Origin of the sequence: Micropruina sp. (assembly GCF_047602385.1) — a bacterium.
In the GTDB taxonomy this organism is placed as follows: Bacteria; Actinomycetota; Actinomycetes; order Propionibacteriales; family Propionibacteriaceae; genus Micropruina.
On record NZ_JASGHL010000001.1, the window covers coordinates 469,864 to 494,050 of the forward strand.

The following is a 24,187-nucleotide window of genomic DNA, read 5'->3' on the forward strand; positions in this document are numbered from 1 at the left end:
TCAAGGAGGAGACATGGAAACGGCTGAACGTCACGTCGTGGTAGGCGCAGCGGGTGCGACCGGACGGCTCGTGGTCGGGCATCTGCTGGCGGCCGGCTGCCGGGTCCGGGCGTTGACGCGCGACGGTCGTCTTGTGGGTTCGCCGGGGGCTGAGCTTCGAGCCGTGGACGCCGCCGACCCGGCCGCTCTGACCGCGGCGTCCGAGGGCGCGACGGCCATTCACCACTGCGCGATGCCGCCGATCGGACGCTGGTTGAGCGACTTCCCGCCGCTGACCGATTCGATCATCCAGGCCGCGTCCGAGACCGGCGCGCGCGTCGTCTACGCCGACGACACCTGGATGTATGGCCGGGTCAGCGGTCCGATGGCGCCGGACCTGCCCTACCGTCCGGTCGGTCGCCTCGGCGTCCTGCGGGCCTGGCTCGCCGAGCGGCTCAGTCACGCGGCCGCCGCGGGTCGGCTGCGGCTGTCCATCGTCCGGGCCGGTGAGCTGTACGGGCCGCAGGTCCGGTCGATGATCGCGGGCACGGTCTTCGGCAATGTGCACCGTGGACACGGCGCGCGCTGGTTCGGTGACCCCGATCTGCCGATCACACCGACTTACATCGATGACTTCGCTCGCACCATCGCGGTCGTCGGACGGCGCGACAGCGGAGATTCCCGGGTGTGGCACGTCCCGCATCCTGTCCCGACGACCGGACGCGAGTTGATTGCGCTGGCTGCTGCCGAGGCCGGCCGCCGAACCCGGGTGACCGCGGTCACGCGCCGGCAGCTGCGCGCCCTCGGCGCGATCGTGCCGCTCGCCCGGGACGGGGCCGAACTGATCTACCAGTTCGAACAACCCTTCGTCGTGGACGGCAGCGCCACGGCCGAAGCATTCGGGGTGACTCCCACGCCCTATCGCCACGGCGTCCGCGCCACGCTCGCGTCACATTCGGCGTGACCGCGGTGTCCCATCAGCGACAGAGTTTGAAAGGAATGACATGACAATCGCTCAACGACGACTCGCCGTGGCGGGCGGCACCGGGCTGATCGGCCGGATGCTGGTCGACCTGGCCGGTGAACGAGGCTGGACGCCGATCGTCCTGGCCCGCTCCACCGGTGTGGAGTTGACCACCGGAGCCGGCTTGGACGCGGCGCTCGAGGGCGTCGACACCGTCGTCGATGTGACCAACATCGGCAGCGCCAACCGGTCCGCCGCGGTCGAGTTCTTCGGAACTGTCTCGCGGAACCTGCTCACCGCCGGACGGCGGGCCGGGGTGCGCCATCACCTGACCCTTTCGATCGTCGGCATCGACCGGGTCGACACTGGCTACTACGCGGGTAAGCGGCGCCAGGAAGAGGTGGTGGCCGGCGGTCCGGTGCCGTGGACCGTCCTGCGCGCCACCCAGTTCTACGAGTTCACCGAGCAGTTGCTGGGGCTGGTGCCGGGTCCGGTGGCGGTGGTGCCGCGGATGCTGAGCCAGCCGATCGCGGCGCGCGAAGTGGCCGCCCATCTGCTTGTGCTCGCGGACGCACGGCCGGCCGGCCGTGCCCCGGAGATCGCCGGGCCGGCGACCCATCGGATGGCGGACCTCGCCCGGCGGTTGGTTCGGACGCGTGGGTTGCGCCGTCCGGTGTGGGAGCTGCCTGCCCTCGGCGCCACGGCGCGCGCCGCGGCGTCCGGCGCCCTGGTGCCCGCCGAGCCCGGGCCGCGCGGCACCGAGAGCTTCGAGCACTGGCTGAGCCGCAGCGCCGGCCGGCCCGAAGTCGTCCGGGCGGGAGCTGTCCGGTGAGCCGGCCGATCACGCGCGTCCTGCTGCTCGTCCTCGGGGTCTTGTTCGGCCTGGTGCCGGGGGTGTGGGCGGCCTTTCTGCCGGAGTCCTTCTACTCCGATTTCCCGGTGCTGCGCCCGCCCTGGGTCGCGGTGGACGGACCCTTCAACGAGCACCTGATCCGCGACGTGGGTGCGATGTTCCTCGCCCTTGCCGTGGTCGCGCTGGTCGCCGCGACGACCGGCGGGGTGGCGTCCGCTCGGCTCGCGGGGCTGGCCTGGCTGGTGTTCTCCAGTCTGCATTTCGCTTATCACGTCGCTCATCTGGACGTGTACGAGACGCTCGACCAGTGGCTCAACGTGGTGAGCCAGATCGCGACGATCGCCGGAGCGCTGGCAGTGCTGCTGATTCCGGCAGCCCGCTCGACGTGAGTCGCCCGACCGTGGGCCGAGGGCTCTGTTCGCGCGTACGGCACGCGAAGTGACCAAGAGAACCGTCCCCGGTGACCAAGAGAACCGTCCCCGGTGACCAAGAGAACCGTCCCCGGTGACCGCGGGGACGGTTCTTTTGGTCACGGGAGCGGGACGGGGGTCTCGGCCGGCTTACCGGCGAGCACTTGGGTGACGTTGTGGACGGCGAGCCGGCACATGTTGTCGCGGGTTACGTTCCCGGCGCTGCCGATGTGCGGTTGCAGCACCACGGTGTCGAGTTCGCGCAGGGCCGGGTTGATCACCGGTTCGCCCTCGAAGGTGTCCAGGGCGGCACCGGCCAGGTGGCCGCTGCGTAGGGCGTCGATCAGGGCCGTCTCGTCGACGATGCCGCCGCGGGCGGCGTTGACCAGGTACGAACCCGGCTTCATGGACGCCAGGGCGCCGGCGTCGATCAGGTGCCTGGTGTCCGGCCGCAGCGGCACGTGCAGCGTCACCACATCGGACGTCGCCAGCAGCTCCGCCTGATCGACGAGCTCCACCCCGTCGGGCTGGGTGCCCACCTCGAGTCTGGGATGGCTGGCGACCACCCGCATCCCGAACGCCTGCGCCCGTCGGGCGACGGCGCGTCCGATCCGGCCGAGGCCGATGATGCCGAGCGTCGCACCGGCGCTGATGTCGAGCCCGACCAGCATGGTCGGGCCCCAGATCCACGGCTCGCCCGAGCGGGCGAAGCGATCGGCCTCGACCACCCGGCGGGTGACGGCCAGCAGCATCGCGAAGGTGTGGTCGGCGGTCGCCTCGTCCAGGACGCCGGGGGTGTTGGTGATCACCACTCCGCGTCGCTTGGCCTCGGCCAGATCGATGTTGTCGAAGCCCACCGCGGCGTTGGCGACCACCCGCAGCTGCGGGCCGGCGGCGTCGAAGAACTCGGCGTCGATCCGCTCGGTGAGGGTGACGACCGCGCCGGAGGCGCCGGCCACCCCGCCGAGCAGCGCGTCCCGGGACGGCGGCGCGACGTCGCCGACGACCAGGTCGAACCCGAGCGCGGGCAACTCCTCCATCACGGCCTCGGTGAGCCTGCGGGCGACGTACAAACGGTCGGACATTCGAGTCAACTCCTGGATCGTGCGGGTTCGGGCAGCAGCGGGGCGAGCGGATCGCGTCCGGTGACCTTGGACCATTCTTCGCGGAAACGGTGCCAGCGCCGCTCGGCCATGGCGCGGCGTTTCGCGCGCGGCTTGATCCGGCTGGTGGACAGGTGCCTGGGCACCACCCGATGGACGGCCTCCGCGCACATCGCCGCCGCGCCGATCGCCGGCAGGTCCGGCTCCAGCGCCACATCGTAGGTGCGGCCGGTCGCGTCCGCCAGCAACCTGGGCAGCACCGGGTCCTCGCCGAACGCTCCGGTGAGGTAGATCGCCTGGTCACCCGGCGGCACGGTGGCCTCCAGCACCATCCGGTCGACGTAGATCACGCCGTCCACGATCGCCCGGGCCAGCTGTTCGCGGGTGGTCGACCGGGTCACCCCGGTCAGCCCGGCGCTCGGCTGCTCGAACCAGAACGGCCCACGCTCGGGCATCACATGCGGAATGAAGAACGGCGCGGTCTCGACCTCATCGGGGGAGAGCCCGCTCGCCAACCGGATCACCTCGCGGACGGCGGACTCCTTGCCGCCGAAGCCCAGCAGGCTCGCCGCGACGGCCAGGCAGTCGCCGCCGTTGGTGACGCCGTTGATCAGCCATTCGCCGGGTCGCAGCCCGCGGCGCTGCAGCGCCCGGGCCCTGAGGTCGGGGCCGGACAGGCAGCTGTTGACCACGTGGGTGGTGCCCATGATCAGGAACGGACTGGTGCCCGGGGCCGTCCCCAGCGCATAGGACGCCGCGGGCGTGTCCGCGCAGCCGACGATCACCGGCACCCCGAGCGGGATCCCGGCCAGCTCCACGAAACCGGTGGAGGTCTCCCCGAGCACGTCCATCGCCTGCCGGACCGGTGGCAGTACGGAGGCGTCGATGCCCAGCTCGGCCAGCGTCTTGGGCAGCCAGGACGCCTCGTAGCCGACCGTGTCGAACACCCCGGTGTAGGACGCCTGGGTCGGGTCGATGGCCACCGCGCCGGTCAGCAACTGGCCCAGCCAGGTACCCGCCAGCCCCAGCGTCGCCAGCCGTGCGAACGCGTCCGGCTCGGCCTCGCGCAGGTAGTGATAGGCCACGGCCGCGAAGGTCGCCCGGGACGGGTGGTTCCCGGTCGAGCGGATCGCCTTGGTCGAGCGCAGCGGGCTGTAATGGTCGAAGTAGGGAGCCAGCGCCGGATTGTCCCAGGTGACGGCAAGGGTGACCGGATAGCCGTCGAGGCCCATCGGCACGACCGTGGGGCAATGGGTGTCGAGGCCCACCCCGCTGATCCCGGCCAGCTCCGGGCCCAACGCGCGGCAGACCGCGAGCACGGACTGCTCCCAGGCGGCCGGGTCGGCCCGGCCAACGCCGCCGCCCCGGGAATGTGGGTGGACGGCGCGGGCGCGGGCGACCACCCGGCCGTCGGCGGACAGGATGACGCCCTTGGTCGCCGAGGTGCCCAGATCGAGGCCGAGGAAGGTTCTCACCGTTGAGTCTCCTTGTCCTGGCTGCGGCTCAGCCGAGCAGCTTGGCGGCTTCGCCGGGGTCGGCGCCGTCGTGGATGACGGCCTTGAGCGCGTGCACCATGGCGCCCGGATCGTCGGCACCCCAGATGTTCCGGCCGGCGGTCATCCCGGCGCCGCCGGCGTCCATCACCGCGGCGGCCTGGTTCAGCACGTCGATCGGCTTCGGGGTGGGTGCCCCGCCGGCTGCGACCACCAGGGTCGGGGTGGCGTCCACCACCTTCTTGAACTCGTCGGCCGAGCCGGTGTACCAGGTCTTGACGATGTCGGTGCCGCATTCGGCGGCGGCACGCGCGGCGTACATCACCGACTCGGTGCTGCCCTTCCGGTCGCCCCACAGCTCACCGCTGGGATACGCGTGGCAGACCACCGGCAGGCCCCATTTGTGCGCCTCTTCGACGACACTGCTCAGCATCTCCAGCATCGCCACCTGGTTCTCCGAGCCTGCCGAGATGCCGACCGCGATGGCGTCCGCGCCGAGCCGCAGGCAGTCCGCCACCTGTGCGACGGTGGCGTCGTAGGTGAGGTGGAAGTCGACGCAGAACGTGGAGCCCTTGATGATCAGCGGCACCTGCTTGGCCCGTCCGGACAGCAGGTGGCCGGCGACGCCCTTGAACACCGTGAAGGCGTCCGGCTCGGCGTCGGCGATCGTGTCGAAGACGGTCTTCAGGTCGGCCAGCCGGGGTGCGACGCCGCGCGGGACGGCCTGGTCCAGGGCGACCGTCATCAGCCGTCCGTCGGTGCCCATGATCCGGCGCAGCCGGATCTCCCGGCCGAGCGCGGACGTGGTGCCGACGGGGTTCAGTTCGAAAATGCCCATGACAAATCCTTCGGTGTGATGTGGGAAAGGAATGGAGAGGAGAGAGCGGGCGTCAGGCCCAGGGATCGATGCCGACCCGCAGGTCCTTGCCCGAGGCGACCAGGTCGAGCGCCTCGTGGACGCGGGCCAGCGGCAGCTGGGTGCCGACCAGGTCGGCGACCCGGAGTTTGCCGGCGAGCACGAGTCCGGCGACCGCGTGGAAGTTCTCCAGCCGACAGGAGGAGGCCCCCACCACCTCGTACTCGTTGTAGTGGATGTCGTTGGCGAGGATGCTCAGCACGTCGCCGGAGTTGAATCCGGCGAAGGCGGAGATCCTGGCTCCCGGTGCCAGGATGCCGAGGTAGGGGGTGAGTGCGTCCACCCGTCCGATGGCCATGATCACCACGTCGACCCCGCCGTCGGTGGCGTCGAAGATCCGCCCAGGAGTGTCGTCGCCGGGGGAGAAGACCAGGTCGGCGCCCGACTCCCGGGCGATCTGGTGCCGCGCGGTGTTGGGATCGACGGCGATCACGGTCGGGACGCCCTGGGCCTTGGCCAGCCGGATGTGCATCAGCCCCAGCGGCCCGCAGCCGGTCACCAGAACCGCCTCGGCCTCGGCGACCCTGGCCAGATTCTGGCCGTTGAGCGCGCAGGCCAGCGGTTCGACGAGCGCCGCCTCGGGTGCCGAGACCCCCGGCAGCGGCACGATGTTCTGCCGAGCGTCGGCGGGAACGACGATGTACTGCGAGAGACCCCCGGGCAACTGATAGCCGAAGGCCACCCGGCTGCGACAGATGTTGGGGTGGTTCTTCCGGCAGGCGACACACTCACCGCACGGCACCAACGGGTAGACGCACACCTGATCGCCGAGCGCGACACCCTCCGGGAGCGGGCCGGCGGCGTCCACCACCTCGCCGGCGATCTCATGGCCCAGCACCGACGGCAGAGTGACGTTCTTGGTCTTGCTGCCGGAGTAGATCCGCAGGTCGGTGCCGCACAACAGCGCGGCGGTCACCTTGAGCAGGACCTCGCCCTCGGCGAGGGCGGGGACGTCTCGTTCCTCGACCCGGAGTTCGTCGGGTCGGTACAGCACGGCTTGCTGCATGGAATCTCACCAGTCCTGGGTGTCTAGTGGTGGGGCGAGGATGATCGACTCGGCGCCGGCGTCCCGCAGGCCGGCGAGCACCGCCGGATCGGCGGCCTCGTCGGTCACCAGCCCCCAGGAATCCGGCAACTCCGACCAGTAATGGAACAGCCCGTGCTCACCCAGCTTGGACGAGTCGGCCACCACGTAGGTGCGCAGCGCGTTGTCCATCATCGCGGCCTTCAGCCTGGCCTGGGCATAGGTCCGCGAAGTCAGCCCGCGCAGCGGATCGACGGCGTCGGTGCCGATGAAGGCGTAGGTGGCCTGGACGCGGTTCAGCATCGATTCGGCGTCCGGGCCGGTGATGGTGGCATTGAAGCCGCGCAGCGTGCCGCCCAGGATGGTCACCGCCACCTGGTCGTTCGACACCAGCTGGTTTGCGACCATCAGGCCGTTGGTGATCACCGAGACCGGGCGGTTGCCCAGTGCCGCGGCGATCTGCTCGGTGGTCGATCCGGAGTCGAGGATGATCAGGTCGTCGTCCTCGATCAGCGCGGCGGCCGCCGCGCCGATCGCCCGTTTGGCTTCGGCGTGCGCCGACAGCCGCTCACGCATCGTCAACTCCGTGCGCGGGCGATGCTGGAGCGCCGCGCCACCGTAGGTGCGGGTGACCAGCCGGCGGTCCTGCAGGTCGGCGAGGTCTCGGCGAATGGTCGCCACCGAGACCCCGAAAGTGTCGGACAGGTCGCTCACCGATACGTTCGCCTCCGGATCTGTGGTGAGCAACTGGAGGATCCGCTGGCGCCGGCGCTGGCCCTTGCTGGCCTTTGCCGGACCGGCGTCCGGTTGCTCGTGGATGTCGACGGAGGATGTGGCTGCGAGGTCCTGCATGCCCCTCATCCTCCTGCAATTGCTGGTTGGTGGAACCCGCGGACAGCGGGTGTTGAGCAGACGGGTTCCACCGGATCGTCCACTGCTCAGCCTGGACGCCATCCGTGCTCGGTCTCCGGGGTCGGAACCAGAGCTACCTTTGCGCGGTCCGATCACGATTGGATGACACAATGATCGAACAGAGCATAGAATCCTGTCAAGACCTACGGAACCGCAGGATCTGAGCAGATTGGTACGCGATGAATGATCGAAGCGCGCAGAGCGTGTTGCTCGCCGTCGACGTCCCATCGCGCCAGCGAGGTCAAGGCCCGCGGCGGTACCGGACTAGTGCCGAACCACTGGCGCAGCGCGGACGCAGTGGGTACTCTCTGCGCAGAGTTGGTAATCCGCCACGCTCCGGGCAGTGCAGCACGGAGGTGGCGGCCCGATGTTCCGGCATCGCGACCGACGCACAACAGGATCCGGTGGAGTCACGGCAATGCGCGGACCGTGACCCACCCGGCGAACCTGGTGTCGGTTGGGTGCCCGGTTGGTGTCCTCGGGTCGGTCGGAGCCACCTCGCGTTCGGTCGCAGTCGACCGGGCGCGGGGCAGATCGCCGACCCGTCTCTCGGACACTGACACTAGGAGCACGGACACATGTCATCTTCTGCGGGCGCGACCACTTCGGTGGGCGCCAACCTTCCAACCGACAAGCCGACCCGGTACCGCTGGGTCGTGATGGGAACGATCTTCGCCGCTTACGTGGTGTGCATGGCCGACCGCGCCAACATCGGTGCGGTACTGCCGTTCATCAAAGAGGAATTCCACATCGACAACTTCACCATCGGCGCGATCTCCAGCTTCTTCTTCCTCGGCTACGCGGTCTCGCAGATTCCGGCCGGCCTGGTGATGGGCAAGAAGGGCACCCGAGCGGTGGTCTCGATGGCCATCCTGGCCTTCTCGCTGGTCACCTTGTTGATGGGGTTCACCACCGGTGCCGTCATGCTGCTGGCGCTGCGCCTGCTGCTCGGCCTGACCGAGGGCCCGGCGCCGGTCGGCATGACCTCGACGGTCAACGCGTGGTTCCCGCCGCGCGAGAAGGGCACCGCGACCGGGCTGTACATCGCGTCCACGCAGTTCGCCCCGATCATCGTCCCGGCCATCGTGATCGGGATCGCGACCACCCAGGGCTGGCGCTGGGTGTTCATCTGGTTCGCCATCCCGGGCTTCATCATGGCCGTGGTGTGGTGGCTCATCGTCCGGAACCGTCCCGAGCAGAGCAACCGCGTCAACGCCGCCGAGCTGGCCCACATCTACGACACCTCGGAGGACCCGACCAAGAAGAAGGTCACCTTCCGGCCGATTCCCTGGCTCGACAAGCTGATCCGGCTCCGGGACACCGAGACTCTCGACACCAACGGCAAGGTGCTGAAGTCGTGGAACATCTGGGGCGACACGCTGGCCTACTTCTTCATGAACAACGTGAACTACGGCCTGCTCACCTGGGTGCCGCTGTACCTCGTCCAGGCCCGCGGCATCAACCTGGCCGGCGTCGCGTTCATCGCCGCGGCACCGGCCGTCGGCGGCCTGATCGGCGCGATGCTCGGCGGCGTGGTCTCGGACCGCGTCTTCCAGGGTCGGCGCAAGCCCCAGATGATCATCACGGCCTTCTTCGCCGCCGTGATGATCGTGCTGGTCATCAACGCGCCGAACAATATTCCGGCCATCGTCGCCAGCCTGATCGCCACCGGCTTCTTCCTGAACATCGGCTGGCCGATGTTCACCGCCTACCCGATGGGACTGACCAACAACAAGACCTACCCGTTCGCGATCAGCATCATCAACTCCGGCGGCAACCTGGGCGGCTTCTTCGCGCCGATCATCGTCGGCATCCTGCTCGACCGCTCGGGCGGCAACTACTCGGTGGCGTTCAGCTACTTCGCCATCGTCTTGGTCATCGCCCTGCTGGTGATCTTCAGCCTGGTCGAGGCCCGGCCGAAGGCGACCGAACACGTGGTCGAGGACAAGGTTGCGGCCAAGTGACCGGCTCGACCGCGACCGGAACGGTGGTGCCGGCATGCCGAAGCTAGGCATCGTCGCCGATGACCTGACCGGCGCCACCACGGTCGGCGCGCTGCTGGCCAGGGTGGGGGTGGACACGGCGGTGCTGTTCGACCCGGCGAGCGTGTCCTCGCTGACCTCCGATCACGAGGCACTGATCGTCAACTCGGACTCCCGTCCACTGCCGGCCGCCGAGGCGTCCGACCGGGTGCGACGGGCGACCGAGCACCTGGTCGCGGCCGGGGCGCGGCAGTTCTCCAAGCGGATCGACACCACCTGCCGGGGCGGGATCGGTCCCGAGGTGGAGGGCATGCTGAGCGCCCTGCCCGAGGACTACATCGCCATCATGGTGCCTGCCATGCCGCAGTCCCGCCGGATCGTGGTGGACGGCTACTCGCTGATCGACTCGGTGCTGCTCGCCCGCACGCCGGTGGCGCAGGACGTCCGCACCCCGGTCACGGAGTCCCACCTGCCGACGCTGATGGCAGCGCAGTGCACCCTCGGCGTCGGCCACGTCCCGATCAGTGCCGTGATCGGTGGCATCGACCAGATCCAGGCCGCACTGGTGGCACGACGGGAGGCGGGGGACCGGCTGATCCTGGTGGACGCGGCGTCCCTGGAGGACGTCGATTCGATCGCGCAAGCGCTGGCCGGGCTGGACTGGAAGGTCGTCTGTGTCGACCCGGGACCGTTCACCGAACGGCTGGCCATCCGCAGCGGGGTGGTCGAGACCCGGCCAGTGAAGGAGCGCACCCTGCGGACGGCGTCCGCCGACACCGACGCCGGCACGGTCCTGGTCGTCGCCGGCAGCGCGATGCGGGTCACCCACCTGCAGATGGTCGAGCTCGCCGGCGTGCCGGGCACCGACGTGATCGGTGTGGACATCGGCGACCTGATCGGCGACGAGGGCCACTACTCCCGCGAAACCGCCCGGGTGCTGGGCGAGGCGGACCGGTTCATGAGTCAGCCGGTTCCGCCCCGGGTGCTGATGCTCGCCCTCGACTCGACGATCAGCGGCGACCTGGGCGACCTGGCCGCTCTGGAAAGGCGAGCGGGTCTGCAGCCGGGGGAGGCGAAGGGACTGATCCCGGTCCGGGTGGGGGAACTGGCCCGGCGCGTCGTGCAGTCGCTCGCCGAGGAGCTGGCGGGTCTGTACCTCACCGGCGGCGACATCATGGTGCACACCTGTGCCGCCCTGGAGGCCAGCGGGCTCGGCCTGGTCGACTACGTCATCCCGCAGGCCGATCAGGCCGTGCTGGTAGGCGGGCCGTGGGCCGGCCTACCGGTCATCTGCAAGGGTGGTCTGACCGGAACGGAACAGACCGCCATCCAATGTGTCAATCGGATCTTCGACGAAAAGATGGAGTGAAAGACAAATGCCAGAAACCCAAATCAGGCCGGTCACCGCAATCACGATCGGTGACCCCGCCGGCATCGGCCCGGAGATCGTCGTGGACACGGTCCAGTCGCAGATGATCTACGAGGTCTGCAAGCCCTTCGTGATCGGCGCGCGCGAGCACCTCGAGGAGGCGGCCGCGGTCAAGGGCGTGAAGCTGACCATCAACGAGATCAGCGAGCCCGAGGAGGCGAAGTACGAGTTCGGGACGGTCGACCTGCTGGACACCGGGGCAGCCCCGGGCGCGAAGATCGTCTACGGCGAGGTGCAGTCCGACGCCGCCCTGCGCGCGTACTCCTACCTGGAGAAGTCGATCGAGCTCGGTCTGGCCGGACGGCTGGACGCGGTCTCCACCGCGCCCATCCACAAGGTGGCGCTGAAGGAGGCGGGGGTGGACCACATCGGGCACACCGAGATCTTCGAGGCGCTGACCGAATCGCCGTACGCCCTCACCATGTTCAACGTGCACAAGCTGCGGGTGTTCTTCCTCACCCGGCACGTGTCGGTCCGGAAGGCCTGCGACCAGATCACCAAGGAGCGGACGCTGGCGTACCTGAAGGACATCGACCGGGAGATGCGCACCTACGGCTTCGAGAACCCGTCCATTGCGGTGGCCGCGCTGAACCCGCACGGTGGCGACGGCGGCCTGTTCGGCACCGAGGAGATCGAACACCTGATCCCCGCGGTCGAAGAGGCCCAGGCGATGGGCATCAACGCCCGCGGCCCCTTTCCGGGCGACTCGATCTTCGCGTTCGCCCTGGACGGCCAGCACGACTGCATCCTGTCGCTCTACCACGACCAGGGGCACATCGCCTGCAAGACCCTGGACTTCGAAAAGGCCGTCACCATCACGATGGGACTGCCCTTCATGCGCAGTTCGGTCGACCACGGCACCGCCTTCGACATCGCCGGCAAGGGCATCGCCAACGGGGGCAGCATGGTCGAGTCCACCCGGGTGGCCGCCTACTACGCCGGCCTGAAGATGGCGCACGAGGCGAAGCTGGCGGCGACGGCCTGAAGCCTGGCGGCCGGCGCCCGGTCAGCTGGGCGCCGGCCCGACCGGCCAATGGAGGAACCGGGTCGGTGCCGATCGATCCGGCCGATGAACGAAAGGGATGAGATGGGCTACGTGGTAGCGGTCGGCGCGGACAACGCCGGCGTGGAGTACAAAGACAAGATCAAGGCCGACCTGGAGGCCGATCCCGGATCGACAGGGTGGTCGACTTCGGCGTCGGGTCCACCGACGACCAGACCGCCTACGCGCACACCGCGGTCGGGGCCGCTCGGATGGTGGCCGCCGGCGATGCCGACCGGGCCGTCCTGATCTGTGGCACCGGCATGGGCGTAGCGATCTCGGCGAACAAGGTGAGCGGCATCCGGGCGAGCACCGCCCACGACAGCTTCTCGGTCGAGCGGCTGGTGCTCTCCAACAACGGCCAGGTGCTCTGCCTGGGGGCACGGGTGATCGGCATCGAGCTGGCCCGCCGGCTGGCCAAGGAGTTCTTCGACTACACCTTCGACCCGAGTTCGCCGTCCGCCCCCAAGGTGGACGCGATCTGCAGCTACGAGGCCGACTGATGCTGTGGGTGGGCACCAGCTGGAAGATGAACAAGACGCTGGCCGAAGCCACCGACTTCACCAACGGCCTGCTGGACGCGGTGGCCGGCGGTGCGCCCGCCGGCGTCCAGCCGTTCATCATCCCGCCGGCCACCGCGCTGACCACGGTGCGCGCGATCCTGGGACCCGATTCGCCGGTCGAGGTGGGCGTCCAGAATGCGCACTGGGAGGACGCCGGGGCCTGGACGGGGGAGATCTCGGTGCCCCAGGCCGCGGACGCCGGCGCGTCCCTGGTCGAGATCGGCCACTCCGAGCGGCGGGAGTTCTTCGCCGAGACCGACCAGACGGTGAACCTCAAGGTCAAGGCGACGCTGCGGCACGGCCTGCGTCCGCTGTTGTGCGTCGGTGAACCGGCCGAGGTCTTCGCCTCCGGCGGCAGCGTCGCGCACATCATGGCGCAGGTCGCCGCGGCCCTGGAGGGTGTCGACGACGTCGGCCGGGTGCTGATCGCCTACGAGCCGATCTGGGCGATCGGCGAGCATGGCCGCGAAGCCGGTCCGGACGACATCGTCGCGGTGTTCGCCGCCCTCGATGCCGAGTACGGCGACCGGGTGGAGGCGATCCTCTATGGCGGGTCGGTGAACCAGGGCAACGCCGCGGAGACGCTGGGTGTCGATGGTGTCACCGGACTGTTCGTCGGCCGCTCGGCCTGGCAGATCGACGGCTATCTGGACCTGTTGCGGATCGCCGCCGCCACGGTCTGACCTGCATGCCGAGCGGGGGGCGTGGCAGACTCTGCCGGGTGAATCGTCTGCTCGTCCCCCTGCTCGGCGCCCTGGTGCTGGCGGGTTGTTCCTCCGGCACCGCCGCCCCGGCCGGTCCGCCCGCCGCCGGCACCGTGCATTGTTCCTACCCAGCGTCGGGGACGGCGGCGAAGCCGGTGACCGCGCCGCCGGCGGTCGCGTCCACCGTGGGGATGGTGAGTCTCACCCTGCGGATGACCGGGGGAGAGGTGACCATCACCGGCGACCGGGCCCGGACGCCGTGCACCCTGAACGCGATCGAGTCCTTGGCCAAGCAGGGCTATTTCGACGACACCGCCTGTCATCGGCTGGCCGATTCGACCATGCTGCTGGCCCAGTGCGGCGACCCCACCGGCACCGGACGCGGCGGGCCCGGCTTCAGCTTCGTCGACGAGATCGCTCCCGGCACCGGCTACCCGGCGGGAACGGTGGCGATGGCCAACGCCGGACCCGACACCAACGGCTCGCAGTTCTTCATCGTCTACGGCGACACCGCGCTGCCGGCCAACTACACCGTGCTCGGACGGGTCGATGCCGCCTCGCTGAAGGTGATCAAGACGATGGCCGCCGAGGGGCAGGACAACCGCTACGGCGACGGCACCGGCAAGCCGGTCAATGCGTTCCGGATCCTCAGCGCCAGCGTGGGGTGACTTGGCCCAGATCTTCGTTGGTCGAGCTTGTCGAGACCTCTCGGGCAGGCGGTTTCGAGCTCAACCGGCGAAACACCGCGTCGATCTGGCTTCAGTCCTCGCCGAGGAACGCGAGCAGCTCGGCGGTCAGCTCGGCCGGGGCGTCCGCGTGCACCCAGTGCCCGGCGCCTTCGATCCACACCTGGCGGACCCGGGGGAAGAGCCTTCGCATCCCGGCGGCGTGCTCCGGCCTGATGTAGAGCGATTCGGTACCGCCGACCCACAGCACCGGGCCGTCGTAGCGGGCCTCGCCCACCTCCGGCCAGGCGGCCACCTCGTCCAGGTGGTCGCCGAGCAGGCCGAGGTTGACCTCCCACTGCCAGCCGTTGCGATTCTCCGCCGTCCGGGTGTGCTTCAGGTTCTGCAGCAGGAACAGTCGCACCGCGGCGTCGTCCACGTCGGCGGCCAGCGCCCGCTCGGCCGCACCGCGGCTAGCGACGGCGTCCAGGTCGAGTTCGCGCATCGCCTTGACCAGCGGGACCGAGGTGCGCACCTGGTCGGAGACGTCCGGCGCGATGTCCACCACCACCAGCCGGCTGACCAGTTCGGGGTGCTCAAGGGCGAGCACCATGGCGACCTTGCCGCCCATCGAGTGCCCGACCACGGTCATCGACGCGGCGCTGCCCAGTCGCAGCCGGAGCTCGTCCGCCACCTCGCCGGCCATCGCCGCGTAGTCCACGCTCTCGGTCCAGTGCGAGCGGCCGTGGTTGGGCAGGTCGAACAGCACACTCGGGTGGCCCTGTTCGGCCAGCGCCCGGGCGATCCCCGCCCAGTTCTTGCCGCGTCCGAACAGGCCGTGCAGGAACACCACGTCCGGGCGTCCGTCGCCGATCAACTGGGTGAACAGAGCCATTCAGCGCCTCCGGTTCCAGCAGGAGTTGTGCCAGTGCCGCCGCTCGTCGACCGCCCGGCTGGAGCCCACCGTCGGCACCTGGGGCCAGACCACCACATGGGGGGTGCCGACCGCGATCGGCCGGTCGCAGCCCGGACAGTGATACTGCTTGGTAGCTGCCTGACCCGGCATGGTCTGCGTCATCCAGCGGCCGTCCGATTTGTCCACCGCCGAGGCGAACGACGACGACAGCGGCCGCGGCGGGCGCAGGTGCTTGCTGGGTCGTTTGGGCATGCAGGTCAGCGTAGTGCCCCGCGCGCTACGGTGGCCGGGTGCGTCTGCTCGTTGCCCGTTGTCAGGTCGACTACGCCGGACGCCTGTCGGCACACCTGCCGCTGGCGACCCGGCTGATCCTCGCCAAGGCGGACGGCTCGGTGTCGATCCACGCCGACGACCGCGCCTACAAGCCGCTGAACTGGATGAACCCGCCGTGCACGTTGACCGTCAGCACCCCGGAGGATTCCGATTTCGCCGAGGTCTGGGAGTTGCGCAACAAGGACGCCGACACACTGGTGATCTCGATCGCCGAGGTGCTGCACGACTCCTCCCATGAGCTCGGCGTCGACCCGGGCCTGGTCAAGGACGGCGTCGAGGCCCACCTGCAGGCGCTGCTGGCCGAACACCCGGAGACCTTCGGCGCCGGCTGGAACCTGGTGCAGCGCGAGTACCTGACCCCGATCGGCCCGGTCGACCTGCTCTTCCGGGACGCCGCCGGCGGCTACGTCGCGGTGGAGGTGAAGCGCCGCGGCGAGATCGACGGCGTCGAGCAGCTGACCCGCTACCTGGCGCTGATGAACGCCGACCCGCTGCTCGCGCCGGTCCGGGGCGTGTTCGCCGCCCAGCTGATCAAGCCGCAAGCGAAAACCCTGGCCGGAACCCGGGGGATCGCCTGCGTCAGCGTCGATTACGACCTGCTGCGCGGGCTGGACAACGCCGAGGACCGGCTGTTCTGACTGGCTGTCGTTGGTCGAGCCCCGACACGCTCAACCAGCGTGAGTGGGTCGGTTTCGACTCGCTCAACCAGCGGTGGTGATCAGCGCCGGTTGAGCGCCGGGATCAGCACCTCGCGATAGAGCAGCATCGCCGCTGCCATCGACGGAATCGCCAGCAGCGCGCCGAGCAAGCCGTACAGGACGCCACCGGCGAGCGCGGCCAGGATCACCAGCGGGCCGGGCACGCTGACCGAGCGCTGGAACACCCGCGGCTGGATGAAGTAGTTGTCGATCTGCTGGTAGGTGAGCAGGAAGGCCAAGGTGATGAAGCCCTGGGTGGGGGAGAAGGTGAAGGCGACCGTCGAGACGATCACCATCGACAGGGTCGACCCGATCAGCGGAATGATCGCGCACAGCGCCACCACGACGGCCAGCGCCAGCGCGTACTGGGCCAGCCCGACGATGTTGAGGAAGACATAGGCGACTGTCGTCGAGCAGATGATCACGATGAACAGGCCGGTGACATAGCCGCCGATCCGGCCGAACATCTCGTTGGCCAGATAGCGCACCCGGGGCCGCCGAGACGCTGGCGCGAGATCGTAGATCGCCTCCTTGAAGCTCGGCAGCGAGGCCAGCAGATAGACCGTCAGCACGATCGTCACTATTCCGCTGAGCACCAGGCCGATCACCGCCTGCCCGGCGCCCCACAGCCCGCCGAACAGGGTGCTGAGCAGCTCGCCCGAGGTGAGGAAGGTGCTGACCCGGTTGATGATGTCGTAGCGGGTGTCCAGGTCGGCGATCTGCGGATTGGCCCGCAGTTCCTGCAGCAGGGCCGGAGCGTTGAGCAGCAACCGGTTGATCTGCTCGGTGGCCACCGGCAACACCGCCCAGACCGCCAGGCCGAGCACGCACAGCACGGCCAGCGCCACCAGCAGCACCGAGACCCCGCGCCGCAGCCCCCCGGACGAGAGCCGTTCGACCAGCGGATTGAGCCCGAGCGCCAGGTAGAGCGCGAGCATCACCAGCAGCACCACCGACGAGATCCGGTAGAGCCCGAACACCAGGCCGCCCGCGGTGAGCGCACCCAGGGTGATGAAGAACCCGATCGCGAACGGGCTGCGCCGGGCCAGGCTGACCTCGCTCCGCGGCCCGGCCACGAGCGCGTCGGCGTCCAGGTCGGCGGGGGTCGGCTGGGTCACCCGGCGGATCCGGTGCAGCCAGCCTCGCGGCCGGCCCGGCGTCGCCGTCGGACGCGGCGCAACCGCCTCCGAAGGCGTGCCGGCCGAACCCGGATCACCCGGGGCGGGCCCGTCGTCCGGCTGGATGGTCAGCGCTGCTGCCCTCCGGCGGTCGCGGGCTGCACCTGGGTCGCGGCTTCGTCGGCGTCGATCGCGGGCTGCACGGCGGTGGCTGCCACCGAGTCCATGTCGAGCACCGCGGTCTCGGCCTCGTCGGCAGCCCGGGCCACCTCGGACGCCTTGGCCTCGGCCGCATCGTCGCCGTGGAAGTCGGCCACGCTCGAGCTGACCAGCGAGGACAGGCTGCGCATGCCGTCCACCAGCGCCTTCTTGCGCCGCTCGAGACCGGCGATCTCCTGGCTCAGCTGCTCGATCTTCTGGGCTTCGGCGACACCGGCGTCGGTCATCAGCTTCGCCGCCCTGGCCCGGGCGTCGGCGACCGCCGCGCGGGCCTCTTCATTGGCGGAGAGGACGATCTGATCGGCCTCGGCGAAAGCCTTCTGCCGACGTTCGTCGGCCAGCTGGGCGTCCTGGGCCATCTGGACGCCGAACTCGTCCGACTGCTGCCGGGCGCGCTCGGACAGTTCGATCAGGGTCCGAGTCACCTCGGCATGCCGGTTCTGCAGGGACTCGATCGCCTGGGCCTGTTCGGCGGCCAGGGCGGCGCGGACGTCGGCCGCCTCGCGCTGCGCGGACTGGCGGATCTGATCGGCCTCGAGCGCGGCCTGCTCACGCACGGCGGCGGCATTGCGCTCGGCATCGGCGAGAACCATCGCCCGGTGGCTCTGGGCGGCTTCGCGCAGCGTACGGGCCTGCTCCTGGGCGGCGGCGAGTTCGGCGCTGGTCTGTCCGGCGAGATCATCGCGCAGCCGGTGCAGGTCGTCCAGGCCGGTGGCCATCGCCTGGCTGGCGTCCTGATTCGCGTGGGCGGCGAACTCAGCGGCCTCGCGGCGAGCCGACTCGACGATCTGCTCGGCCTGCAGCTGCGCGGACTGGGTGATCTCGGCGGCCTCGCGCTCGGCCGAGCGCAGCAGGTCACCGGTGTGCGTGCCGAGACGCGAGTAGTCGGTCTCGTCAGCTTTGGTGGCGAGCTGTCGCTGCAGGGAGCGGACCTTGCGCTTGGCGGAACTCAGCTGGCGTTCGATGTCGCGAATGTAGGCGTCGACCGCCTGGCGTTCGTAGCCCAGCATTGAGTGCGGGAAGCTGCCTGCAGCACTGGCTGTCTCATCGAAGAGGTCGAGTCCGACGGTCTCTTCTGGCTGTTGGCTCACCCGGGGGTCCTTTCGTAGGGGTGTACGCGACGAATGCTACTCATTCTGGACCCCGCCGGAGCCGGGACACTCACCCCTTGGGTGGTTCCACCAATTCGAGCAGCACGCCCCCGGTGTCCTTGGGGTGGCAGAAGTTGATCCGCGACCCGTGGGTGCCGCGCTTCGCCTCGGCGTACAGCAGCCGGACGCCCCGTTGCCGCAAGGTCGTGCTGACCGCGTCCAGGTCGTCGACCCGGTAGGCGAGTTGCTGCATGCCCGCGCCGTTGCGGCTGATGAACTTCGCGATCGTGGAGTTCTCGTTCAGCGGCGCCAGCAGCTGGATCTGGGCATTCTCCGGACCCTGGTCGCCGGTGCCGATCATCGCTTCGGCGACACCCTGCTCCTGGTTCTCTTCGCGGTGCAGGACGCGCCACCCCATCACCTCGGTGTGGAAGCGGATGGCCTCGTCCAGATCGGGTACCGCGAGGCCGACGTGATCAATACAGACGAACAGATCCGTGCTCATACAGTCAGCCTGGCACATCCTTCGAGTCGTCGTTGAGGGTTTGCCGAACCGGTCGCGAATCGCGGCGTGGCGGGGCGCCGGCGGCGCGCGGGCTGCGCAGAATGGCATGGTGCGTATGGTGTGGGCGAGCCTGGGGAGGCATCGATGAGCAAGTGGATCAAGACCATCCTGGTGGTGCTCGTCGTCGGCTTCTGCTTGTACTACCTGTTCAACCGGCCCGAGGCCGCCGCGCAGGCGGTGAAGTCGTTCTTCGGCGCGTTCGACGCGATCGGCCGGTTCTTCATCGCCTTGTCGAAGTGACCGGCGAGTGTCCGCTCCGGTGGTACCCCGATTCACTCAGGTGAAACTGGGCTGGTCGCGGTTCCTCGACCCGCACGTCGACGATCGGCTGATCGCCGAAGAGGGCGAGTATGTGCTCGACGAGATCAGGCGGCACTGGGTCACCCGGCTGTGGCCGGCGATCCGGGTGCTGCTGGGGATGGCCGCGCTCGCCGCGATGCCGCTGCTCGGGCACTTCTGGTGGGCGGCGATGGCGCTCGGCCTGGTGCTGGGGGTGCAGGGCTTCTGGCGGATGCATGTCGAATACATGGACAGGTTCGTGGTGACCAACCTGCGGGTCTTCCGAGTCAACGGGGTGCTCGAACAGCGCTTCGCGTCGATGCCGCTGTCGCGGGTGCTGGACATGTCGATGCAGCGTCCGTTCTGGGGGCAGATCTTCGGCTATGCCAGTTTCGTCTTCGAGAGCGCGGCCCAGGAACAGGGACTGCGTGAGATCGACTTCGTCGGCGAGCCGGACGCCCGGCTGCACCTGTTCCAGCAGGTGGTGATCCGCGCCGGGCTGACCGGACGGGTGGACGCCGCCGACATCGCCAGCGGCGACTGATCCCTCGCTCGGCCGTGCGCTGAACAGAAGCGCCGATCAAACCCAACCAGCCATGGGTTGAGCGTGTCCCGACCACCGTGGGTTGAGCGTGCCCACCGTGGGTTGAGCGTGTCGAAACCCCTGCCGGAGCGCACAGGTCAGGTCTGGACAAGCTCAACCGACGATGATCGGCGGGTAGCTCAGCCGAGGGCGGCGTTGACCACCTCGCGGGCCTCGGCCTGGACCTGAGCCAGGTGCTCGGGGCCCTTCAGCGACTCGGCGTAGATCTTGTAGACGTCCTCGGTGCCGGAGGGACGCGCGGCGAACCAGGCGTGCTCGGTGGTCACCTTCAGTCCGCCGATCGCCGCGTCGTTGCCGGGCGCCCGGGTCAGCTTGTCGACGATCGGCTCGCCGGCCAGCTCGGTGGCGGTGACATCCTCGGGCGACAGCTTGCCGAGCTTCGCCTTCTGCTCGCGGTTGGCCGGGGCGTCCACCCGGGCGTAGGTGCTCTGGCCGTACTTGGCTTCCATCTCGGCGTAGATCTGGGACGGCGACTTGCCGGTCACCGCGCGGATCTCGGAGGCCAGCAGGCAGAGCAGGATGCCGTCCTTGTCGGTGGTCCAGGTCTGGCCGTCCAGGGTCAGGAAGGACGCCCCGGCGGACTCCTCGCCGCCGAAGCCGATGTCGCCGGTCATCAGCCCGGGCACGAACCACTTGAAGCCGACCGGCACCTCGACCAGGGTGCGGCCCAGGTCGGCGGCCACCTTGTCGATGAAGGACGAGCTGACCAGGGTCTTGCCGACGCCGGCGTCGGGCTTCCACCCGGGACGGTGGGTGTACAGGTAGGAGATCGCCACGGCCAGGAAGTGGTTGGGGTTCATCAACCCGTGGTCGGGGGTGACGATGCCGTGCCGGTCGGAGTCGGCGTCGTTGCCGGTCGAGATGTCGTAGTTGTCCTTGTTCTCGATCAGCGAGGCCATCGCGTACGGGCTGGAGCAGTCCATCCGGATCTTGCCGTCCCAGTCCAGCGTCATGAACGGCCAGGCCGGGTCGACGGTGGCGTCGATCACCTCCAGGCCGATGTCGAGGTTGTCCGCGATGTACTGCCAGTACTGGACGGCGGCGCCGCCCAGCGGATGCGCCCCGATTTTCAGCCCCGCGGAGCGGATGGCGTCCAGGTCGATGGCGTTCTTCAGGTCTTCGCAGTACGCCGTCCGGTAGTCGTGCCGGGCGATGCCGTCGGCGATCTCGTCGTAGGACAGGTCGCGCTTGATGCCGTCGGGGGCGGCCATCAGCTCGTTCGCCCGGGCCGCGATGACGGAGGTGGCATCGGTGTCGGCCGGTCCGCCGTGCGGCGGGTTGTACTTGAAGCCGCCGTCGGTGGGCGGGTTGTGGGAGGGGGTGACCACGATGCCGTCGGCCCGCGGACCCTCGTTGTCGCGGTTGTAGACGATGATCGCCCGGGACACCGCAGGGGTCGGGGTGTACTCGTCCTCCTTCTCGGCCCGGACGTCGACCCCGTTGGCGACCAGCACCTCCAGCGCCGTCTTCCACGCCGGCAGGGACAGCCCGTGGGTGTCCTTGCCGATGAACAGCGGGCCGTCCACGCCCTGGGCGGCGCGGTATTCGACGATGGCCTGGGTGGTGGCGGCGATGTGCAGATCGTTGAAGGAGGTCTTCAGGCTGGAGCCACGGTGCCCCGACGTGCCGAAGACCACCCGCTGATCGATGTTGTCGGGATCCGGTACCAGGTCGTAATAGGCGGCGAGCATTGCGTCGACGTCGACGAGATCTTCGGGCAGCGCAACCTGCCCGGCGCGTTCATGAACCATGCCGCCATCATGCCAATGCCAGCGCGGCACGGCGAGCCTTCCCCGGCGGTTCGTTCGTGCGTCGGCGCGAGGAGGCCTCAGTGGGACGGTTCGCGGCAGAGTTCCACGAACCGGAGCGCCAACGGACGCCAGGCGGCCGCGAGCTCATCCCGCGCGTCCGCCACCTCGGCGATCAGCTGCTGGGCCCGGGTCTCATCCGCCGGCGGATCGATGGCACACCAGGTGGCGAAGATCTCCTCGTCCACCTCCGGATGCCACTGGACGCCCCACGTCGCGGCGGCGAACCGGGCGGCCTGCACCTCGCCCCCGGGCGCCAGTGCCAGGGCTATCGCGCCCGCGGGCATGGCGGTGACCACGTCGTTGTTGGAGTGCACGCCGCGCAGTCCCAAAGCCGTGTCGCCGAACAGCGGATCGGTCGCTGCGTCGGCGGTGAAGCCGATCGCGGTGAGTCCGCGCTGCTTGCCGTTCGGGTTGCGCAGCACCCGGCCACCGAGGGCGGCGGCGGCCAGCTGGTGGCCCAGGCAGATGCCCAGCGTCGGAACCCCGGCCGCGGCGGCCGCCGCGATCAGCCCGCGCACCGCCGGCAGCCAGGGCGCGACGGCGTCGTCGGTGGCACCCATCACGCCGCCCAGGACGACCAGGCCGTCGACGGTGTTCAGATCGGGCAGTTCGACACCCAGGTCCGGGCGGACGATGCGCACCTCAGCACCGGCCTCGTCGAGCCAGCCGGTGAGCCGGCCGAGCGGGCACTCGTCCTGATGCTGGATGATCGCGATGAGCGGTGCGGGTGCCACCCGCCAACTTTGACACAATGAGCCCCATGACCCTGCCCAAGTTCACCTCCCGCGCCATGGATCTCTCCGGCATCGCCGCCGCAGCCAAGGCTCCGCCGGTACCCCCGGGCGCCTCGTTCGTGATCGAGGTCGACGAGAGCAACTTCGAGTCGGTGATGCAGCTGTCCACCCGGCATCCGGTGGTGGTCGAGCTGTACTCGCCGCGGGCGAACGCCCAAGCCCTGTCGGACGATCTGATCGCACTGGCCAACGCCGCCGCTGGTGCCTACCTGCTGGCCCGGGTCAACGTGGACGCCTCGGGAACCATCGCCCAGGCTCTCGGCATCCAGGCCGTTCCGACCGTGATCGGGGTGATCGCCGGCCAGCTGGCCCCGCTGTTCCAGGGCACCCGGTCGAAGGCGGAGGCCGAGACGGTGATCGCGCAGCTGCTGCAGGTCGCGGCGTCCAACGGGTTGGTCGGACGCGCCGAGCCGGTCGCCGGCGGCGCAGGGGAGACCGACGAGGCCGATCCGCGGTTCGCCGAGGCCGACTCCGCCCTGGAACGCGGCGATTTCGCCACCGCGCTCGCCGAGTACGACAAGATCCTGGCTCAGACGCCGAACGACCCCGAGGCCAAGATCGGACGCGCCCAGGTCGCCCTGCTGGCCCGCTCGGGTGGCGTCGATCCCGCCGCGGTGTTGGCGCGAGCGGCGTCCGAGCCGACCTCGGTGGAGGCCCAGCTGGCCGCCGCCGACCTGGAAGTGCTGTCCGGACGTCCCGATCAGGGCTTCACCCGGCTGATCGCGCTGATCCGCGAGACCGCCGGTGCCGAACGGGACGCCGTCCGGGTGCGCCTGTTGGAGCTGTTCGAGATCGTCGGCCCGGCTGACCCGGCCGTGCTCAAGGCGCGCCGAGACCTGATGAGCGCTCTGTTCTGAGCCAAGCACCCCGCTCCGACCATCCCGCTTAGGGTTCGCTGAACTCAGCGAGCGCTAAGTAGTTCGGGGAGCGCGGGGCGGACGCCCGGCTCGACAACGGGCCTAGTCGCGGCGGGGGAGCCCGCGCTCCAGATACTGCGTGCCGCCACCCACCCGACAGGCGACGGCGGCCAGCATCCGGCCGCGGGCGAACGGTGCCATCTTGTCGGCGGCCTTGTCCGGCGCCAGCCAGTGCACGGCGCGGATCTCGCCCGGATCGGGCACGATCGCGTCGATCTGATCCTGGGTCAGGACGCCGCCGTCGAAGATGAGTTCGACGGCGTCCTCCCAGCCCAGGTAGGGTGCCAGCCAGTCCACGACCAGGACGCGGCCGACACCGACATCGAGGGACAGCTCTTCATCGATCTCGCGGACGGCACCGGCCCAGGGCGACTCTGCCGGGTTCACGATGCCGCCGGGCAGTTCCCAGTCCGGCTTGAACGTGGTCTCCAACAGGCAGACCCGGTCCCACGGGTCGGTGATCAGCGCGTGCGCGATCAATCGCTTGCGGGGCAGCACCGAGTTCATCACCCCGGTGAAACCGCCCGGCCCGTAGACCAGGTCGCTGGCCAGCCGCGCGTACAGCACCACGTCGCCGAAGCTGCCGTCGGCATCGGCGACGGCCTCCCGGCGGACGCCTTCGAGCCGGAACCCGGCCCGCTGAACCGCCCGCCGGGCGACCGTGTCGGACGCCGGCAGCGACACCTCGATGCGGCGCAGGCCGCGGATGATCAGCCCGTCATCGGCGGCCAGGCTGACCGCCCGGTCGACGGTCTCCTGGGACGCACGGCCCGCCCACTCCAGGACGCCGACCCCGTCGGCGG

General features: G+C 69.6%; 25 protein-coding genes and 1 pseudogene. 13 read left to right on the forward strand and 13 right to left on the reverse strand.

Annotated elements, in window-relative coordinates:
* Positions 1-13: 13 nt before the first annotated feature.
* From QM711_RS02145 to QM711_RS02155, 3 genes are read left to right on the forward strand one after another with little or no spacing between them, the layout of a single operon-like run.
* Complete coding sequence (locus QM711_RS02145) at positions 14-943, forward strand: NAD-dependent epimerase/dehydratase family protein (RefSeq protein ID WP_415096066.1); 930 nt, start codon at positions 14-16, stop codon at positions 941-943.
* A 40-nt stretch (positions 944-983) separates the two neighbouring features.
* Positions 984-1,775 carry an SDR family oxidoreductase gene (locus QM711_RS02150; RefSeq protein ID WP_415096067.1) on the forward strand — a complete coding sequence of 264 codons (792 nt, stop codon included), beginning with the start codon at positions 984-986 and terminating at the stop codon, positions 1,773-1,775.
* Positions 1,772-2,185, forward strand: a complete 414-nt coding sequence (locus QM711_RS02155) for a hypothetical protein (protein WP_415096068.1) — start codon at positions 1,772-1,774, stop codon at positions 2,183-2,185. Before QM711_RS02150 ends, QM711_RS02155 begins: the two co-directional genes overlap by 4 nt.
* Before the next feature lie 140 nt (positions 2,186-2,325).
* Here QM711_RS02155 and QM711_RS02160 read toward each other — a convergent pair whose 3' ends face one another.
* The 5 genes from QM711_RS02160 to QM711_RS02180 are packed head-to-tail and all read right to left on the reverse strand — an operon-like array spanning position 2,326 to position 7,594.
* Positions 2,326-3,291, reverse strand: coding sequence for a 2-hydroxyacid dehydrogenase (locus QM711_RS02160; protein WP_415096069.1), 966 nt, complete (start codon positions 3,289-3,291; stop codon positions 2,326-2,328).
* A gap of 5 nt (positions 3,292-3,296) precedes the next feature.
* Positions 3,297-4,784, reverse strand: coding sequence for a xylulokinase (locus tag QM711_RS02165; protein WP_415096070.1), 1,488 nt, complete (start codon positions 4,782-4,784; stop codon positions 3,297-3,299).
* Positions 4,785-4,812: 28 nt separating this feature from the next.
* A complete protein-coding gene (locus tag QM711_RS02170) occupies positions 4,813-5,640 on the reverse strand; it encodes a class I fructose-bisphosphate aldolase (RefSeq protein WP_415096071.1) in 828 nt (275 codons plus the stop codon).
* A 52-nt stretch (positions 5,641-5,692) separates the two neighbouring features.
* Positions 5,693-6,724 (reverse strand): alcohol dehydrogenase catalytic domain-containing protein, encoded by a 1,032-nt coding sequence (locus QM711_RS02175; RefSeq protein ID WP_415096072.1) that lies wholly within the window; start codon positions 6,722-6,724, stop codon positions 5,693-5,695.
* Positions 6,725-6,730: 6 nt separating this feature from the next.
* Positions 6,731-7,594, reverse strand: coding sequence for a DeoR/GlpR family DNA-binding transcription regulator (locus tag QM711_RS02180; protein ID WP_415096073.1), 864 nt, complete (start codon positions 7,592-7,594; stop codon positions 6,731-6,733).
* A 638-nt stretch (positions 7,595-8,232) separates the two neighbouring features.
* On the opposite strand from QM711_RS02180, the gene QM711_RS02185 reads away from it, so the two are divergent.
* The 6 genes and pseudogenes from QM711_RS02185 to QM711_RS02210 all read left to right on the forward strand — a co-directional run bounded on the left by QM711_RS02185 (position 8,233) and on the right by QM711_RS02210 (position 14,042).
* On the forward strand, positions 8,233-9,618 hold the full coding sequence (locus QM711_RS02185) for an MFS transporter (RefSeq protein WP_415096074.1): 1,386 nt from the start codon (positions 8,233-8,235) through the stop codon (positions 9,616-9,618).
* Between the two features lie 34 nt (positions 9,619-9,652).
* The gene (locus QM711_RS02190) at positions 9,653-11,005 is read left to right on the forward strand and encodes a four-carbon acid sugar kinase family protein (RefSeq protein ID WP_415096075.1); all 1,353 of its coding nucleotides are present in this window, start codon (positions 9,653-9,655) and stop codon (positions 11,003-11,005) included.
* A 7-nt stretch (positions 11,006-11,012) separates the two neighbouring features.
* A complete protein-coding gene (gene pdxA / locus QM711_RS02195; protein WP_415096076.1) occupies positions 11,013-12,050 on the forward strand; it encodes a 4-hydroxythreonine-4-phosphate dehydrogenase PdxA in 1,038 nt (345 codons plus the stop codon).
* A gap of 102 nt (positions 12,051-12,152) precedes the next feature.
* Positions 12,153-12,610: pseudogene (locus tag QM711_RS02200) on the forward strand (ribose-5-phosphate isomerase).
* A complete protein-coding gene (locus tag QM711_RS02205) occupies positions 12,610-13,353 on the forward strand; it encodes a triose-phosphate isomerase (RefSeq protein ID WP_415096077.1) in 744 nt (247 codons plus the stop codon). The pseudogene QM711_RS02200 and the gene QM711_RS02205 overlap by 1 nt, the downstream one beginning before the upstream one ends.
* A gap of 38 nt (positions 13,354-13,391) precedes the next feature.
* The gene (locus QM711_RS02210) at positions 13,392-14,042 is read left to right on the forward strand and encodes a peptidylprolyl isomerase (protein ID WP_415096078.1); all 651 of its coding nucleotides are present in this window, start codon (positions 13,392-13,394) and stop codon (positions 14,040-14,042) included.
* 91 nt (positions 14,043-14,133) lie between these two features.
* Here QM711_RS02210 and QM711_RS02215 read toward each other — a convergent pair whose 3' ends face one another.
* Together QM711_RS02215 and QM711_RS02220 are read right to left on the reverse strand one after the other, a co-directional pair.
* Positions 14,134-14,934: an alpha/beta fold hydrolase gene (locus QM711_RS02215; RefSeq protein WP_415096079.1), complete on the reverse strand. Its 801-nt coding sequence runs from the start codon at positions 14,932-14,934 to the stop codon at positions 14,134-14,136.
* Positions 14,935-15,207 (reverse strand): hypothetical protein, encoded by a 273-nt coding sequence (locus QM711_RS02220; RefSeq protein WP_415096080.1) that lies wholly within the window; start codon positions 15,205-15,207, stop codon positions 14,935-14,937.
* Positions 15,208-15,245: 38 nt separating this feature from the next.
* Between QM711_RS02220 and nucS the strand changes: the two genes are divergently transcribed.
* Positions 15,246-15,926, forward strand: a complete 681-nt coding sequence (gene nucS / locus QM711_RS02225; RefSeq protein WP_415096081.1) for an endonuclease NucS — start codon at positions 15,246-15,248, stop codon at positions 15,924-15,926.
* An 80-nt stretch (positions 15,927-16,006) separates the two neighbouring features.
* Here the strand turns inward: nucS and QM711_RS02230 are convergent, their stop codons facing one another.
* From QM711_RS02230 to mce, 3 genes are all read right to left on the reverse strand, one after another.
* Positions 16,007-17,104 carry an AI-2E family transporter gene (locus QM711_RS02230; protein WP_415096082.1) on the reverse strand — a complete coding sequence of 366 codons (1,098 nt, stop codon included), beginning with the start codon at positions 17,102-17,104 and terminating at the stop codon, positions 16,007-16,009.
* Positions 17,105-17,232: 128 nt separating this feature from the next.
* Positions 17,233-18,414 (reverse strand): DivIVA domain-containing protein, encoded by a 1,182-nt coding sequence (locus QM711_RS02235; RefSeq protein WP_415096083.1) that lies wholly within the window; start codon positions 18,412-18,414, stop codon positions 17,233-17,235.
* Between the two features lie 70 nt (positions 18,415-18,484).
* Positions 18,485-18,919, reverse strand: coding sequence for a methylmalonyl-CoA epimerase (mce, locus tag QM711_RS02240; RefSeq protein ID WP_415096084.1), 435 nt, complete (start codon positions 18,917-18,919; stop codon positions 18,485-18,487).
* 144 nt (positions 18,920-19,063) lie between these two features.
* Between mce and QM711_RS02245 the strand changes: the two genes are divergently transcribed.
* A complete protein-coding gene (locus tag QM711_RS02245; RefSeq protein WP_415096085.1) occupies positions 19,064-19,219 on the forward strand; it encodes a hypothetical protein in 156 nt (51 codons plus the stop codon).
* 7 nt (positions 19,220-19,226) lie between these two features.
* Positions 19,227-19,802 carry a PH domain-containing protein gene (locus QM711_RS02250; protein WP_415096086.1) on the forward strand — a complete coding sequence of 192 codons (576 nt, stop codon included), beginning with the start codon at positions 19,227-19,229 and terminating at the stop codon, positions 19,800-19,802.
* 179 nt (positions 19,803-19,981) lie between these two features.
* Here the strand turns inward: QM711_RS02250 and pgm are convergent, their stop codons facing one another.
* A complete protein-coding gene (gene pgm, locus QM711_RS02255; RefSeq protein ID WP_415096087.1) occupies positions 19,982-21,613 on the reverse strand; it encodes a phosphoglucomutase (alpha-D-glucose-1,6-bisphosphate-dependent) in 1,632 nt (543 codons plus the stop codon).
* Between the two features lie 77 nt (positions 21,614-21,690).
* Entirely contained in the window at positions 21,691-22,407 is a 717-nt protein-coding gene (locus tag QM711_RS02260) for a type 1 glutamine amidotransferase (RefSeq protein ID WP_415096088.1), read from the reverse strand.
* A 26-nt stretch (positions 22,408-22,433) separates the two neighbouring features.
* On the opposite strand from QM711_RS02260, the gene QM711_RS02265 reads away from it, so the two are divergent.
* Positions 22,434-23,324, forward strand: coding sequence for a tetratricopeptide repeat protein (locus QM711_RS02265; protein WP_415096089.1), 891 nt, complete (start codon positions 22,434-22,436; stop codon positions 23,322-23,324).
* A 102-nt stretch (positions 23,325-23,426) separates the two neighbouring features.
* Here QM711_RS02265 and QM711_RS02270 read toward each other — a convergent pair whose 3' ends face one another.
* Positions 23,427-24,068, reverse strand: a complete 642-nt coding sequence (locus QM711_RS02270; RefSeq protein ID WP_415096090.1) for an NUDIX hydrolase — start codon at positions 24,066-24,068, stop codon at positions 23,427-23,429.
* Between the last annotated feature and the right edge of the window lie 119 nt (positions 24,069-24,187).

Bases quoted from the DNA above. Each gene is read 5' to 3' on its own strand.
- QM711_RS02145 (WP_415096066.1), top strand. From the start codon at position 14: ATGGAAACGGCTGAACGTCACGTCGTGGTAGGCGCAGCGGGTGCGACC.
- QM711_RS02150 (WP_415096067.1), top strand. From the start codon at position 984: ATGACAATCGCTCAACGACGACTCGCCGTGGCGGGCGGCACCGGGCTG.
- QM711_RS02160 (WP_415096069.1), bottom strand. From the start codon at position 3,291: ATGTCCGACCGTTTGTACGTCGCCCGCAGGCTCACCGAGGCCGTGATG.
- QM711_RS02170 (WP_415096071.1), bottom strand. From the start codon at position 5,640: ATGGGCATTTTCGAACTGAACCCCGTCGGCACCACGTCCGCGCTCGGC.
- QM711_RS02175 (WP_415096072.1), bottom strand. From the start codon at position 6,724: ATGCAGCAAGCCGTGCTGTACCGACCCGACGAACTCCGGGTCGAGGAA.
- QM711_RS02180 (WP_415096073.1), bottom strand. From the start codon at position 7,594: ATGCAGGACCTCGCAGCCACATCCTCCGTCGACATCCACGAGCAACCG.
- QM711_RS02185 (WP_415096074.1), top strand. From the start codon at position 8,233: ATGTCATCTTCTGCGGGCGCGACCACTTCGGTGGGCGCCAACCTTCCA.
- QM711_RS02190 (WP_415096075.1), top strand. From the start codon at position 9,653: ATGCCGAAGCTAGGCATCGTCGCCGATGACCTGACCGGCGCCACCACG.
- pdxA (WP_415096076.1), top strand. From the start codon at position 11,013: ATGCCAGAAACCCAAATCAGGCCGGTCACCGCAATCACGATCGGTGAC.
- QM711_RS02205 (WP_415096077.1), top strand. From the start codon at position 12,610: ATGCTGTGGGTGGGCACCAGCTGGAAGATGAACAAGACGCTGGCCGAA.
- QM711_RS02215 (WP_415096079.1), bottom strand. From the start codon at position 14,934: ATGGCTCTGTTCACCCAGTTGATCGGCGACGGACGCCCGGACGTGGTG.
- QM711_RS02220 (WP_415096080.1), bottom strand. From the start codon at position 15,207: ATGCCCAAACGACCCAGCAAGCACCTGCGCCCGCCGCGGCCGCTGTCG.
- mce (WP_415096084.1), bottom strand. From the start codon at position 18,919: ATGAGCACGGATCTGTTCGTCTGTATTGATCACGTCGGCCTCGCGGTA.
- QM711_RS02245 (WP_415096085.1), top strand. From the start codon at position 19,064: ATGAGCAAGTGGATCAAGACCATCCTGGTGGTGCTCGTCGTCGGCTTC.
- pgm (WP_415096087.1), bottom strand. From the start codon at position 21,613: ATGGTTCATGAACGCGCCGGGCAGGTTGCGCTGCCCGAAGATCTCGTC.
- QM711_RS02265 (WP_415096089.1), top strand. From the start codon at position 22,434: ATGACCCTGCCCAAGTTCACCTCCCGCGCCATGGATCTCTCCGGCATC.